The sequence below is a fragment of the Endozoicomonas euniceicola genome, assembly GCF_025562755.1.
In the GTDB taxonomy this organism is placed as follows: Bacteria; Pseudomonadota; Gammaproteobacteria; order Pseudomonadales; family Endozoicomonadaceae; genus Endozoicomonas_A; species Endozoicomonas_A euniceicola.
The window spans coordinates 3,549,097-3,563,286 of the sequence record NZ_CP103300.1 but is presented as its reverse complement, the minus strand read 5'-3'; the positions used below and the strand labels follow the sequence as shown (position 1 = coordinate 3,563,286).

Below are 14,190 nucleotides of genomic sequence, written 5' to 3'. Positions count from 1 at the left end.
ATTGAATACCCATAGGGCACAAAGGCAGATATTAGAGAATGCCGGGATAACGCAGTGGCTGAAAGCTTCTTTCATACGCTGAAAACCGGGCTGATCCACCATGAGGACTTCCAGACCAGAGAAGAAGCTCAGCAGGCAATTTTCGAGTACATTGAAGTGTTTTATAACTGTCAGAGAAAGCGCTCAACCAATAGCTACCTGACACCGTTCAAGTATGAACAACAACTTGCCGAGGCAGCGTAAAAAAGTGTCCGGAAAACTCTGCCATATCACTCCAGAAAATCCTCAAACAGACTAATATGTTCAGGATATTTTTTCCGTGTGTTCAATGCTCTGACTGAAAGCTCTTGAGTGGTATAAAGATTAGGATAAAATACAGGCAGACCATCCTTTAGTAGGATTTTTCCCTAGCGCCGTGTACCCTGATCTCTTCAATTTGATGACCCATGGCAAACCCCAGAAATCATTCTATTAGTGACTTTTTCAAAATATAGTAACGAACAGTTTTTGATCAACCAGAACATAACTTTTTCGATTGCTTTTCGTACACTAAAAACCTTAAGAAACATCTCAAATACTGAACAAAGGAGACATGACTAATGGCAAAAGGTGACAAGCATGGAAAAACAGGCTCTTACGTCTACACCATGAACCGGGTGAGCAAGGTTGTTCCCCCAAAACGCCAGATTCTCAAAGATATTTCCCTGTCATTTTTCCCCGGTGCCAAAATCGGTGTGCTGGGCCTGAATGGTGCCGGTAAATCGACCCTGCTGCGCATCATGGCAGGCGTTGATCAGGAGTTCGACGGTGAAGCCCGTCCACAGCCAGACCTGAACGTTGGCTATCTGCCCCAGGAGCCGGAACTGGACCCGACCAAAACCGTTCGTGAAGTGGTTGAAGAAGCCCTGGGTGAAATCAAGGAAGCCCAGGAAAAGCTGGAAGCAGTTTACGCGGCCTATGCTGAACCAGATGCGGATTTCGACGCCCTGGCGGCCGAGCAGGCAAAGCTGGAAAACATCATTCAGGCAGCCGACGCCCACAACCTGGAGCGCAAGCTGGAAGTGGCGGCCGACGCCCTGCGCCTGCCGGAATGGGATGCCAATGTTGCCAACCTGTCCGGTGGTGAGCGTCGTCGTGTTGCCCTGTGCCGCCTGCTGCTGTCCAGCCCGGAAATGCTGCTGCTGGACGAGCCTACCAACCACCTGGACGCCGAATCCGTTGCCTGGCTGGAGCGCTTCCTGGTGGAATATCCGGGTACTGTGGTTGCCATCACCCACGACCGTTACTTCCTGGACAACGCCGCTGGCTGGATTCTGGAACTGGACCGTGGTGAAGGTATTCCTTATCAGGGTAACTACAGCGCCTGGCTGGAGCAGAAAGAACAGCGTCTGGAACAGGAACAGAAACAACAGGACGCCCGTCGTAAGGCAATGGAACACGAACTGGAATGGGTTCGCTCCAATGCCAAAGGCCGTCAGTCCAAGTCCAAGGCACGTCTGGCACGGTTTGAAGAAATGCAGTCCCAGGAGTTCCAGACCCGTAACGAAACCAATGAAATCTACATTCCACCCGGTCCACGTCTGGGCGAGAAGGTTCTGGAATTCAACAATGTCCGCAAAGGCTTCGACGGTCGCCTGCTGATTGATGACCTGAGTTTCAGCGTACCCAAAGGTGCCATCGTCGGTATTATCGGTGGTAACGGTGCCGGTAAATCCACCCTGTTTAAAATGATTGTCGGTGAAGAGCAGCCGGATTCCGGCTCTATCGAACAGGGCGACACCGTTAAAATCTCCAACGTACAGCAGTTGCGCGATGAACTGGATGACTCCAAAACCGTTTGGGAAGCGATTTCTGATGGTCAGGACATTCTGAAAATCAACAGCTATGAAGTGCCTTCCCGCGCTTACATTGGCCGCTTTAACTTCAAGGGCGGAGACCAGCAGAAGCGTGTTGGTGAATTGTCCGGTGGTGAGCGTGGTCGCCTGCAACTGGCAGCCACCCTGAAGCATGGCGGTAACGTACTGCTGCTGGACGAACCCTCCAACGACCTCGACGTGGAAACCCTGCGCGCACTGGAAGAAGCCATGCTGGCCTTCCCCGGCTGTGCCATGGTGATCTCCCACGACCGCTGGTTCCTGGATCGTGTGGCAACTCATATTCTGGCGTATGAGGGTGACTCAAAGGTGACCTTCTTTGAGGGTAACTACACCGAGTACGAAGCTGACCGTAAAGAACGTCTGGGCGAAGAGGCTGCCGGACCACATCGCATCAAGTACAAGCGCATCGACGCTTAATAGACAGCCGACCCGCTACTTCCCGGCCTGAAAATCGGTTCCTTCGTTCCGGTCTTCAGGCCCTGTCTGTCTGTAATTTTTCGCAAAAGCTACTATTCTTTTTCGCTCACCTAAACAAATAAGAATCTATAGCTATGCTCAGTAAAACATTAAAAGCATTCTCTTTTTGTGTGCCATGTATAGTCTCGATATCTTCAGGTAATGCTCAATCTTCCGGAGCCGTCTTTGTCGGAAGTCTGGGAGGGGTGGAAGTGCAGGTTCAGGGTGATAAAGCCCTGTTTGAAAGCAATGGACTGCTACGTGAAACGAACCCACTATCTCAGGCAATGAAGGAAAGAGGGGTTCAAAAAATAGGAGTAGAGAAAGACAAGATAGAAATTTATAAATATAAAACCAACGAACCAAAAATTATTCATTTCCTATTACCGTTTGAGCCAACTCCTACCGCCACGGGTATTCAAATCATTGATCAGACTAAAGGGTTGCAGCTACTAAACAGTAGCGTTATAGAATTAGCGTCCACCGTTTTATCTCAAACCGTAGTTTTGGCAACACCCACACTGACCAGCCCGACAGAATACAATACTAAAACCATTAATCCACCTGAAATAGGTCTTTATAAAGAAACCGAAAAAACATTCCACGCAACCACCTCTGTCCCTATGTCCCCCCCTTCGTCATCATTTGCTCCTGATGGGAGTTATATTGACCTTGATTTTGAAACCTCAGACACCATTCGGGTTTACCCAAAGGGGAAGGATGGTAGCTCAGTATCCGGTTTTTTTGAGCAAATTATCAGGAAAGCGCCAGATAGCCATGGGGGAAAAACCGACAACGGCGAGCATCAGAAAAAACAGACTGTCAGCTCATCAACGCAAAGCAGCGCTACCCACTCAGACGGCTCAATAACAGGCTCTTCGATTGTCAGCTCTGCCACAGTTGCATCCCTGTCAACACCAATGCTTGAGCAAGAGGTTTCAGCACCAACTGAAGAACTGGCCGGAACATCAAAAGAGCCTTCTGAATTTAAATTCGTGAAGTATCACTCAATAGAAAACAGCAGTCATGAAAAGGCCAGAAATGCAATTCTGGAACGCCTTAAAGAGATGAAAGATAATGGATCCCCTGTCGTGCAATGGGTAGCACAAGAAAAAATTGATGGTTCTAATTACAGCTTTTGGACAGACGGTAAAAAAGTGCGGGTTGCCAAACGGACTGGGTGGATTGTGGAAGGAGACCATTTTTTTGATGACAGCGCTATCTATGAAAAATACCATCAAAATATTTTAGACATGTTCAAAAAATACTGTGAAGAGGGCGATACTCTAACTGTTACAGGTGAGCTTTATGGAGGCAATATACAGAAGAGAATTTTTTATCAACAAGGTTTTGACTTTGCCGCTTTCGATATTTTTTTTAATAATAGAAAAATAGATTACAACAAGTTTATAGAATGGACTTCAGCCACTGAAATACCCATCGCAAAAGAGGTCAGAATTTTCGATTCATTCGAGGAAGCCCTTGCTTTTAATCCAGTTTTCCAAAGCCTTCACGGTCCAATTGAAAAAGACCAGAACGCAGAAGGCGTTGTCATTAAGCCTGTCCAGCCTTTGTTTTTGAAAAACAGAAAACATATCATTTTAAAGATAATAAACCCTGATTTTTGTGAAACCGGAAACAGGAAAGAAAAACCTGTTAAAAATATGGACACTGCCATTAGTGAAGACAATCAACATGTGCTTGATGCGCTTATTGCGGAAATCACAGAAGCGCGTCTCCTTTCCGTTCGTTCCAAGGTAGGTCCAATAACAGAAAAAAATATAAAGAAAATCAACGGAATGTTTATTAGGGATGCCATTGATGAATACAATAAAAAAAATGAGAAACCGCCAAAAGAACAAGTTAATAACGATAGACAGTGGAAACTTATATTGACGAAGTTAGGAAAAAAAGCACAGGAACTTATAAAGGATCATCCTGACCTTGAGGAACAATAAGGACAACCGGTTCATTTCGTACAAGCGCTGAATCAGAGCTAAGAGGAGCCATAGCCTTTCAGTACACAGGCTATGGCTGAATGGTCAACTTATTGGGCCTTATTCCCCGCAGTCTTGCTGCGAATTAACTTCAACTGAGAAAAACAGAGGCAAAGTGATGGCAGAGCCAGATACGTTAAAACTCCATAAGCGATTTATGCACTGGCTGTTCATAACCTTTCTGGTTTGCTGGCCCGGTATATCGATGGCAGGCAAGGGCGAAAAAGCGACTATTCCCAAACAATTACAAGAACTACTCACATCATCAGGTTACAAAGTGATTAAGTGCAAACCACTGGAAGAAGGCAAATTCTGTCATTCCTCGTCGATTGTGCATTCGATACAAATCCTTGACACAGAGAATATACCAAGAGCATCGATGGCAAATATCATGAGCCGATTTTCTACACAACCGAGTGTTGCTTCCCGGTTTGATGGCATTGACCCACAGTTGTGGGATAGCCCCCATACTCAGGCAGCAGCGGTGAGTGACTTGCTGGCGGCAGAGCTTAATGAAGTATTTAAAACCTCAGAGGTGTATCTAGCATCAATTTTAGAGCGTATTTCGGAGCTGGGACATCACAGCATCATTCTAACGGCAATAAATACCCTCAGAGCCATTAGACAAAGTGCAGAGCCCGTCAATTTATCCCCTACTGTGGACGAACTGGTCAATGATGTCCGACTGGATTTGAATCAGTTTGGAAGTCTTGAAGTAGCCATGCTTCTATCAATGACAACATCTCGACCCACTCTGGTGCTTGATGTCAGTAATCATTCAGAGGTTATTGCAATACGGATAACCGCCCCTGGAGGTCCCCATGCCATGTTTCCATGGGTCGAATTACGTATTACGCAGCAGGAAGAACTCTCTCAGAGATGGATGGAACGTGAGCTGAATAACGCATCATTTCAATTTGTTGTATCTCCCGAATACGGGTTATTGCCCTTAGAAAGGTTGGACGAATCCTTGCAGGAACCGCCTGTACCTGCTGCAAGCACACAAAGGCTTTTTAGTTGCAGCAGCAATGAATGCCCCGCTACTTGCTACGATACGCAAACAGGCGGTTTCCGAAATGCAGGGACATCTGACGACAAGCCGGTGAAAAGCCGAATTTCCCCAACGCTGAAAAAAGGTCTTCCAAAAGAATCTATCAGGGATAAATGGGAACGTTATAGCAATCGATTCAGGCAACAGACACCGGACAAACCAGACTCAATCACCTCTAACCCGAGCTTGATCACCTATCGTAACTTAGCCGTTTTTTTCATAGGTTCAGCCATTGGCACCTTCCTTGGTCAGGGTGAAAGAATCAGGGCTTATTTGTATCAGTCTGTTTGTGGGAATAGAACCTGGCATGAATGCCAGAAGTACTACGTGAATAATTATTTTCCCCGGTAATATTTCAGGCATTCACGCCAGTACAAAGGCTATGGCTGAATGGTCACCTTATTGGGCCTTATTCCCCGCAGTCTTGCTGCGAATTAACTTCAACTGAGAGAAACAGAGGCAAAGTGATGGCAGAGCCAGATACGTTAAAACTCCATAAGCGATTTATGCACTGGCTGTTCATAACCTTTCTGGTTTGCTGGCCCGGTATATCGATGGCAGGCCAGGGCGAAAAAGCGACTATTCCCAAACAATTACAAGAACTACTCGCATCATCAGATTACAAAGTGATTAAGTGCAAACCACTGGAAGAAGGCAAATTCTGTCATTCCTCGTCGATTGTGCATTCGATACAAATCTTTGACAGAGAGGATAGAAAAATAAAAGAAATGGACATTATCATGAGTCGACTTTCTACACAACCGACTGTTGCTTCCCGGTTTGATGGCATTGACCCACAGTCGTGGGATAGCCCCCATACTCAGGCAGCAGCGGTGAGTAATTTTCTGGCGACATCGCTTAATACAGCACTCGAACTCCCAACGCTGTATACAATGGTAACAGGTTTGGAGAGTATTTCGGAACAGGGACATCACAGCATCATTCTAACGGCAATAAATACCCTCAGAGCCATTAGACAAAGTGCAGAGCCCGTCAATTTACCCCCTACTATGGACGAACTGGTCAATGATGTCCGACTGGATTTGAATCAATTTGGAAGCCTTGAAGTAGCCATGCTTCTATCAATAACACTCTCTCAACCCACCCTGGTGCTTGATGGCAGTAATCATTCCGGAGTTATTGCAATAACGATAACCGTTCCGGGAGGTGCCCATACCATGCTTCCATGGGTCGAATTACGTATTACGCAGCAGGAAGAACTCTCTCAGGGACGGATGGAACGTGAGCTGAATAACGCATCATTTCGATTTGTTGTATCTCCCGAATACGGGTTATTGCCCTTAGAAAGGTTGAACGAATCCTTGCAGGAACCGCCTGTACCTGCTGCAAGCACACAAAGGCTTTTTAGTTGCAGCAGCAATGAATGCCCTGCTACTTGCTACGATACGCAAACAGGCGGTTTCCGAAATGCAGGGACATCTGACGACAAGCCGGTGAAAAGCCGAATTTCCCCAACGCTGAAAAAAGGTCTTCCAAAAGAATCTATCAGGGATAAATGGGAACGTTATAGCAATCGATTCAGGCAACAGACACCGGACAAACCAGACTCAATCACCTCTAACCCGAGCTTAATCACCTATCGTAACTTAGCCGTTGTTTTCATAGGTTCAGCCATTGGCACCTTCCTTGGTCAGGATGAAAGAGTCAGGGCTTGTTTGTATCAGTCTGTTTGTGGGAATAGAACCTGGCATGAATGCCAGAAGTACTACGTGAATAATTATTTTCCCCGGTAATATTTCAGGCATTCACGCCAGGCCATTGCCCCGCAAGCCTTCGCATAACCAGCTGTCAGAATGTCGCTGACCATGTCCTCAGAACGATTAAGGTAATAACTTCCACACTGCCAGGCGTCGTCGGCACCACAAATAACCCCGTAGCCTGCCTCCAGAATGTATTCACCGGATTCCTTAGCGTGATAAAGATAATTTTTCCCGCACTGCCCGACATCGCTGGTACCGCAAATTTCCTGATAGATTGCATTCCTGATTTGTCCATTTAAAAGCATGTAAGAACTCAATGCTGAAACGGCGATAAACCAGGCTGCATCGTAAAGCGGCAGGCCTGATTTGCCCAATGGTTGTTGTCTGCCCTGGCCGGCCTGGCTGTAATACCGATTCCATTTGTCTTTGATGGATTTTTTTGGAAGACCTTTCTTCAGCTTTGGGGAAAACCGGCTCTTCGCAGGCTGGTCATCTGACCCCATATCTCGAAAACCACGAATTCTCGTGTCATAGCAGGTAGCAGAACATTCATTGCTGATATAACTGGCAGGCCTTCTGAGAGTACCTTCAACAATTGCGGGCTGTTCCTGAGGGATTACATTCAGATTTTGCAAGGGTAATAATCCGTATCCGGGGGATACAACAAAACGCAACGGACTTGAATCCAGCCCCGTCGTAATCAAACTTTGAAGCCTTTCATTCTCCTCTACACCTACATTGTCGTATGACAACGTCAGTTGTTCACCTGTATCGGTAATCGTTATTACATTAATGTCAGAACCGTTACTGCCATCAACCACAAAAACAGATTCACCCGCAGCCATTGATAGCAGAACAGCTGTCTCAAGGCTTCCAAATTGATTCAAATCCCGCCTGACATCATTAGTCAGCTCAAGCACCCGCCGTGATAATTCATCAGTCTCTGCGTTTTGGTTAATGACCTGAAAGGTATTAAGCGCTGTCAGAATGATACTATGGTGCCCTTGCTCAGAAAGACGCTCTAATGTTTGCCTCAGCTGGAAAAGCCCGGACGGGGAGCTAAGCGCTGCATGAAGCCTTGCCGCCAGATAGTAACTCACCGCTGCTGCCTGAGTATGGGAGCTATTCCGCAGCTGTCTGTCAATTCCATCAAACCGGGAAACAATGGTCTGTTGTCTGGAGAGTTGATTCATGACAGACGCTATCACCGATGTATCATGCTCTCTGTCATTAAATTGTAGTGAGTACGCAATAGACAGAGGGTGGCAGGATATGGCACCTTCCAGCAGTTCACACTTAACCGCTTCGTACCCCTGTGCTTCGAACACTCCCTTTAACTGTTTGGGCATTTTAGGGATAGTCGCTTGCTCGTTCTGGCCAGCCATCGATACAGCAGCCCAACACATCAGAAAGGCCAATAACAACCAACGCACAAGTTTCTCCTTTGAGTTTTTATGGTATATGCCCTTATCCGACTCACACTTCGGTTTATAGTTCCCAAATAGTTCTCAACAATAGCAGTAGGCATTTAAAATAGCGGTTCTGACAGTCCTGTTTAACAGACCTTGCGGAATTCTCCATCCATAGCGGCATTGCGCAGCTTTGCCGTTTGGATGGAGATGGATAGCAAGCAGTCTGAAAGACTGCCTGTACACAGGTCGCTATGAGAGCATGGATCGATATCAGCGACAACAGACTGCCTTTCCCTGCCGGGGTTGCGCTGCATCTCCTTATTCACCAGGTAATAGAACATCTCAGACCGCCCCAACCACTGCCCTTCCGGGGTGGTAATGGTGGTGTCGTCCAGATCCAGAATCACCAGGCTCTTTTTATTAAGGGTTCCGTCATTGAGTTTCTGTTGGAGAAACAGCCCCGGTTGCGATGTGGTTTCCTGTTGCTCTTGTTTCTTACGAGCAGAGTCCGCAGATGACTGACAAGGGTTTATGATGAAGGCCATAAACCAGATAGCAACCAGCCAACGTATTAATTTATTGGTTTTTGACATCGGGCAGACTCCATGAACTAAAAATAGCCTGTTAACGAATTCATACTGCAAAAATATCGCGCTCCCCCTTACCAGCCTGTTTTGGACAATCTTCGAAAACTCTATGGGGCTTCAGGCTGCTGTGTTTAAGTGTTTGAGGATTTTCGGACAGGCACTAAGCAAGGTGGTGAATGACGGTTTCAAAGCCATTCCCAGTCGCCAAAAAAATCATCATCAGCAACTTCCCCTGGCCAGGCAGCCGGTCTAAAAAAGTTTGGCCGGCTTCCTGATTGCACGGGAATACGGTCGAACGAACAGTGTAGATTGGAGTACCTCTTCTGATACCCGGTATCATGTAACCGGTCGATGACTTCCCGGAAGGGCAGAATCATGAAGTTCTGTCGACAGGGCTCAAGGGTGAGAATATCGTAGTAATTGAGCACATGCCTGCGTTGCTTCATGTCTGATGGGTGGCTTTGTAAAAACAACTCTTTGTAAGTGTTCTCGTTAAAGCAATCTATCTCGGAAAAAGGCTCCAGCTGATAATCGGTAACCTGTGCCCCCGGGCTACATATTTCCTGAGGTGCGTATTTGTTTTTCAGAAGCTTCAGGTTTGAACAGTGCAGCACGGAATCATGGGGGGCATAGAAAAAAAGAGACAACCATGAAGGCAGGGTGAATGTCGCTATTTCACTCGGGGAATTATGCGTTCGCCCATACCAGCCACGACAAATAAGAAGGAGGTTGGGAGTGCTGTGAGGGTATTTTTCATCGGTGTATACCCTGAGGGCATTATCAATCTCCCTGATAAGAACCCCAGAGAAGGCTGACTTTTTCATAACCAGTATTAACCGCTGTCAGAATGACGCCATTATGCTCTTTTTCAGAAATACACTCTAAAAAAACAGCCCGCTGGCAAACTTATACTGCAAAGACACCGTATTAACACTTAAAATACTGCACGAAAGGCAAATCTGGAGAGGGCTGTGATCAGTAAGCTGGACAACAAAACAACAAACACCCTGTATCAAACTTATGCAGAGGCTGTGCAGTTCGCCGGTTTTCTGGGCGATATCGAGTTGGGCTACGCTGACCGCACTGTACTGGCAACAGACAACTCCATTTACCAGTTAGTGCCGGAAGGCATTTTTTATCCCCGTTCTACCGATGACCTGAGTACCATCCTGACCCAGGCCGCCCGCCCGGAATTTCAGCAGATTGTTTTATCGCCAAGAGGAGGCGGTACAGGGACCAATGGCCAGTCTTTAACCACCGGTTTTATGGTGGATACCAGCCGCTATATGAACCAGGTGCTGGAAATCAATGCTAAAGAGCGTTGGGCAAGGGTTCAGGCCGGTACAGTGAAAGATTACCTGAATGAACTGGCCGCGAAAGAAGGCCTGTTCTTTGCGCCAGAACTGTCCACCAGCAACCGCGCCACCGTTGGCGGCATGGTCAACACCGATGCCAGCGGGCAGGGTTCGGTGGTGTATGGCAAGACCCGGCACCATGTACTGGAGCTGACTTCAGTACTGGCGGATGGCACCGTCTGGAAGTCATCCGCCATCAACGATGATGGACTGAATCAGCTATGTCAGCGTGAAGACAATATCGGCAGGATTCACCAGACGGTTCGCCAGGCATACGACGACCATAAGCAACAGGTAGACGACATATTCCCGAAGCTGAATCGCAACCTGACCGGCTATGATCTGGCCAATATCCGTAATAAACAGGGCGACTTTAACCTGAATGCCATCTTGTGTGGCTCCGAAGGCACTCTGGCGATGGTTAGCGAAATCAAGGTTAATCTGCTGCCAATTCCTGCAACGTCTGCCCTGGTTCTGGTCTTTTACCAAAGCTTTCAGGAATCATTGCAAGATGCTCAGACCCTGATGGCAGCCAGACCCTGCTCCGTTGAAACCATTGACTCCAGAGTGCTGGGGTTAGCCAAAGCCGACAGCATCTGGGAAAGCGTTAAGGATTTCTTTCCCCAGAACAGCGAAGCGATTGATGGCATTAACTTTGTCGAGTTTACCGGTGACAATGAGGATGAATTAAACGACGGCATCGCCCGCCTGGTGACGGAACTGAATAAAAGCTCTGCCATTAAACGCTCTGGTCATCAGATCGTGATGGGAACGGCTAACGTTAAGAAAATCTGGGCGATGCGTAAGCAGTCTGTTGGGTTGCTGGGCAATATGGAAGGCGACGCACGTCCGATACCTTTTGTGGAAGACGTTGCCGTACCTCCGGAACATCTGGCCGTTTTTATCCAGCAGTTCAGAGCGCTGCTTGATAAACATCAACTGACGTATGGCATGTTTGGTCATGTGGATGCCGGCGTCCTGCATGTACGGCCTGCCATCGATATGAAAGACCCGCAGCAGGCCATGCTGGTGCGCTCAATCAGCGATGAAGTGGCACAACTGGCGCAATCTCATGGTGGGGTACTCTGGGGGGAACACGGTAAAGGGGTTCGTTCTGAATACTCTCCGGCTTTCTTTGCCGACCTTTACCCGGTTCTGCAACACATCAAAAACGCCTTTGACCCTCATAATCAGCTGAACCCCGGCAAAATTGCGACGCCTGGTCATCAGGAGCTGCTGAAGATTGACGGTGTTCAAACCCGTGGGGAGCTGGACAGCACCATTGAGCGCAAAGCCTTTGAAGCGTTCACCAGCGGCATGTATTGCAACGGTAACGGTGCCTGTTTTAACTACAACCCAAACAGCGCCATGTGTCCGACCTGGAAGGCCACGTACGACAGAACCCAGTCACCTAAAGGGAGGTCCGGCCTGGTCAGGGAGTGGCTGCGCCTGCAAAGCGCGACAGGCACTAATATCGCCGAAGAAATCCAGAAGGTACGCCACGGCGGACTGTTTTATAACGCCATGGACAAAGCCCGCAATACCGTCGATAAACTCAGAGGCAAAGAAGATTTCAGCCATGAAGTCTACAGGGCAATGGACAACTGCATGAGCTGTAAGTCCTGTGCCGGGCAATGCCCGATCCAGGTCAACATACCCGACCTGCGCTCCCGCTACTTTGAGCTTTACCACAGCCGCTACCCAAGACCTTTGAAACATCATATCGCCGGACTGCTGGAACCCATACTGCCAGCCCTGGCAAAAGTCAAACCGGTTTATAACGTTGCTGCCCGGTCACAACTGGCTAACTGGGTGACCAGTAAAACCATTGGGCTTCAGGATCTTCCTGCCATCACCAGCACCTCACCGCTGAATGACTGTTGTCGTTCAGGCGCTTCGGTTGCCACACCACAGTTACTGGACTCTTTACCCGAAGAAGAACGACAGCGGACAGTGATTATCGTGCAGGACGCTTTCACCAGTTTCTTTGAAACCCCGGTACTGACGGAACTGGTTGAACTGCTGGTCAGGTTGGGCTATCGCCCCCTGGTAACGCCCTTCCAGCCTAATGGTAAGGTTCTGCATGTTTATGGTTACCTGGGCAGGTTTGAAAAAGTAGCCCGAACCAACGGCAAGGAACTGAAACAGCTGGCTGAATCCGGCGTCAGCCTGATGGGCATCGACGCAGCTGTTGCTCTCACCTATCGTGACGAGTACCTGGAAGTGATGGGGGATAACACGCCAGAGGTGTTGCTGCTGTCTGAGTGGTTTGCCAGAGAAACTGAGCGGATTGCCGCACTGAACCTTGGGCTGGAAGGCGACTACATTCTGCTGGGGCATTGCACCGAAACCACCAATGTCCCCGCCACTCCCTCACAGTGGCAGGCATTGTACAAAGCCTGCGGCCTGAAGCTGACTTACCAGCCAACGGGCTGCTGTGGTATGGCAGGCATTTACGGTCATGAGACCCGGAACCAGGCCGTTTCCCGCAAAGCTTATGAACTCAGCTGGCAGTCAGTGGTCGAAAAGCCTGAAAATCAGGGCAGGCTGGTGGCAACGGGCTACTCCTGTCGCAGTCAGGCCAAGCGCCTGAGCGACGCTCGCATCCTTCATCCCGTACAAATGTTGCTGCACCTGCTGAAAGACAAATGAGTCAGCAGGCCATTTTTCTTATCCAGGGCATCGGCCAGTGAGTATTGCGCCAGCACATTGAAAAAGGCAGCCATGGCCTGATTCATAATAGCTTTCAGCTGGCAGGTGGAACAGTCACGACAGGCGATCTCCTCGCACTCAACCAGGGTAATGCTGGACTCCATCGCTTTAACCACTTCAGCAAGGTTAATGTCTTCCGGCTGCATGCCCAGACGAAAACCGCCACCTTTGCCCCTGAACGTTTGCAGATAACCCAGCTGCCCCAGCTTCTGTACAATTTTCATCACATGAGTACGTGGCACCTCAAAGGCATCCGTCACTTCCTGAACGGACAACAGGCGCCCCTCCCCTGCTTCCATTGCAGAATAAACAAGAATCCGAAGGGCAAAGTCAGTGTGTTTAGTCAATCTCATGTTTACTGGGAGTATCTATAAATGTGTTGCCTTTAATATCAGAGAAAGACTCACGATGCACGTAATTCAAACCAGCTTCAGTACATTTGAGTCCTTTTTTAACTCGTAGTCTATACTCGCCTGCTCTCAATCACTCATGCCGGACAACGGTCCCTGTCGTTGCCACGATTGTCTGCAGGCCGATTCCATTGAAAGCAGAGGAATACTGAAACAGAGATTTCCTGCCGAACACCTTCGTGAGCGTATTCCCGGGGCTTTTCAGGCGCTTCTTGAGAAGCCGATAAACCGGCCCCCGGAAACCGTTATCAGGCAGCTCTATCCCCACGCGCATATTATCAGAGAAACAGCCAGTACTGAGTCTGTGACTGAAGAGCGTCTCTCCGGCCTTCCCGCCGCGCAAGCGCACCCAGTCCGGCAATGCCAGCCACCGGAGAAGCAGCGGGCGTGAACGCCGCGCAGGAAAAAATGCCATTGAGAATCCGATCATGGGAGTGTAGCTGTGGTGCTATCCATGACCGGGATATTAATGCAGCTCGCAATATCAAGAAGCAAGGCATATTGAAATTAAAGGCGGAAGGACTGTCCGTTTCTGCTGATGGAGGCTTGCGTAAATCCGGCAGACTGTCGGTTGCTGCCTAAGAAATCAGAAGCCTCACCCGATAGGGTGGG

The 14,190-nt window shown here is 48.4% G+C and carries 12 protein-coding genes; 8 read left to right on the top strand and 4 right to left on the bottom strand.

What is annotated here, in order from left to right; genetic code table 11:
• Positions 1 to 30 precede the first annotated feature (30 nt).
• The 5 genes from NX720_RS14465 (at position 31) to NX720_RS14445 (ending at position 7,135) form a co-directional block, all read left to right on the top strand.
• Positions 31 to 243, top strand: coding sequence for an IS3 family transposase (locus NX720_RS14465; protein WP_262601583.1), 213 nt, complete (start codon positions 31 to 33; stop codon positions 241 to 243).
• 356 nt (positions 244 to 599) lie between these two features.
• The gene (ettA, locus tag NX720_RS14460) at positions 600 to 2,294 is read left to right on the top strand and encodes an energy-dependent translational throttle protein EttA (RefSeq protein ID WP_262595513.1); all 1,695 of its coding nucleotides are present in this window, start codon (positions 600 to 602) and stop codon (positions 2,292 to 2,294) included.
• Between the two features lie 134 nt (positions 2,295 to 2,428).
• A complete protein-coding gene (locus NX720_RS14455; protein ID WP_262595512.1) occupies positions 2,429 to 4,291 on the top strand; it encodes an RNA ligase family protein in 1,863 nt (620 codons plus the stop codon).
• Between the two features lie 157 nt (positions 4,292 to 4,448).
• A complete protein-coding gene (locus tag NX720_RS14450; protein WP_262595511.1) occupies positions 4,449 to 5,732 on the top strand; it encodes a hypothetical protein in 1,284 nt (427 codons plus the stop codon).
• 116 nt (positions 5,733 to 5,848) lie between these two features.
• Entirely contained in the window at positions 5,849 to 7,135 is a 1,287-nt protein-coding gene (locus tag NX720_RS14445) for a hypothetical protein (RefSeq protein WP_262595510.1), read from the top strand.
• Here NX720_RS14445 and NX720_RS14440 read toward each other — a convergent pair.
• The 3 genes from NX720_RS14440 to NX720_RS14430 form a co-directional block, all read right to left on the bottom strand.
• The gene (locus tag NX720_RS14440) at positions 7,120 to 8,535 is read right to left on the bottom strand and encodes a hypothetical protein (protein WP_262595509.1); all 1,416 of its coding nucleotides are present in this window, start codon (positions 8,533 to 8,535) and stop codon (positions 7,120 to 7,122) included. The two genes, NX720_RS14445 and NX720_RS14440, sit on opposite strands and share 16 nt — an antisense overlap.
• Positions 8,536 to 8,657: 122 nt before the next feature.
• Complete coding sequence (locus NX720_RS14435) at positions 8,658 to 9,107, bottom strand: hypothetical protein (RefSeq protein ID WP_262595508.1); 450 nt, start codon at positions 9,105 to 9,107, stop codon at positions 8,658 to 8,660.
• Positions 9,108 to 9,286: 179 nt separating this feature from the next.
• Complete coding sequence (locus NX720_RS14430; RefSeq protein WP_262595507.1) at positions 9,287 to 9,925, bottom strand: putative adhesin; 639 nt, start codon at positions 9,923 to 9,925, stop codon at positions 9,287 to 9,289.
• A gap of 147 nt (positions 9,926 to 10,072) precedes the next feature.
• On the opposite strand from NX720_RS14430, the gene ydiJ reads away from it, so the two are divergent.
• Entirely contained in the window at positions 10,073 to 13,108 is a 3,036-nt protein-coding gene (gene ydiJ, locus NX720_RS14425) for a D-2-hydroxyglutarate dehydrogenase YdiJ (protein ID WP_262595506.1), read from the top strand.
• Here the strand turns inward: ydiJ and NX720_RS14420 are convergent.
• Entirely contained in the window at positions 13,066 to 13,521 is a 456-nt protein-coding gene (locus NX720_RS14420) for an RrF2 family transcriptional regulator (protein WP_262595505.1), read from the bottom strand. The genes ydiJ and NX720_RS14420 overlap by 43 nt on opposite strands.
• 136 nt (positions 13,522 to 13,657) lie before the next feature.
• Here NX720_RS14420 and NX720_RS14415 point away from each other — a divergent pair, with 136 nt between their 5' ends.
• Both NX720_RS14415 and NX720_RS14410 read left to right on the top strand, forming a co-directional pair.
• Positions 13,658 to 13,969 carry a hypothetical protein gene (locus NX720_RS14415; RefSeq protein WP_262595504.1) on the top strand — a complete coding sequence of 104 codons (312 nt, stop codon included), beginning with the start codon at positions 13,658 to 13,660 and terminating at the stop codon, positions 13,967 to 13,969.
• Positions 13,966 to 14,160 (top strand): transposase, encoded by a 195-nt coding sequence (locus NX720_RS14410; RefSeq protein ID WP_262595503.1) that lies wholly within the window; start codon positions 13,966 to 13,968, stop codon positions 14,158 to 14,160. The genes NX720_RS14415 and NX720_RS14410 overlap by 4 nt, the downstream gene beginning before the upstream one ends.
• The last annotated feature ends 30 nt before the right edge of the window (positions 14,161 to 14,190 follow it).

Excerpts from the sequence above, each read along its gene's own strand:
- ettA (WP_262595513.1), top strand. The coding sequence starts at position 600 with ATGGCAAAAGGTGACAAGCATGGAAAAACAGGCTCTTACGTCTACACC.
- NX720_RS14445 (WP_262595510.1), top strand. The coding sequence starts at position 5,849 with ATGGCAGAGCCAGATACGTTAAAACTCCATAAGCGATTTATGCACTGG.
- NX720_RS14435 (WP_262595508.1), bottom strand. The coding sequence starts at position 9,107 with ATGTCAAAAACCAATAAATTAATACGTTGGCTGGTTGCTATCTGGTTT.
- NX720_RS14430 (WP_262595507.1), bottom strand. The coding sequence starts at position 9,925 with ATGAAAAAGTCAGCCTTCTCTGGGGTTCTTATCAGGGAGATTGATAAT.
- NX720_RS14455 (WP_262595512.1), top strand. The coding sequence starts at position 2,429 with ATGCTCAGTAAAACATTAAAAGCATTCTCTTTTTGTGTGCCATGTATA.
- NX720_RS14420 (WP_262595505.1), bottom strand. The coding sequence starts at position 13,521 with ATGAGATTGACTAAACACACTGACTTTGCCCTTCGGATTCTTGTTTAT.
- NX720_RS14415 (WP_262595504.1), top strand. The coding sequence starts at position 13,658 with ATGCCGGACAACGGTCCCTGTCGTTGCCACGATTGTCTGCAGGCCGAT.
- NX720_RS14450 (WP_262595511.1), top strand. The coding sequence starts at position 4,449 with ATGGCAGAGCCAGATACGTTAAAACTCCATAAGCGATTTATGCACTGG.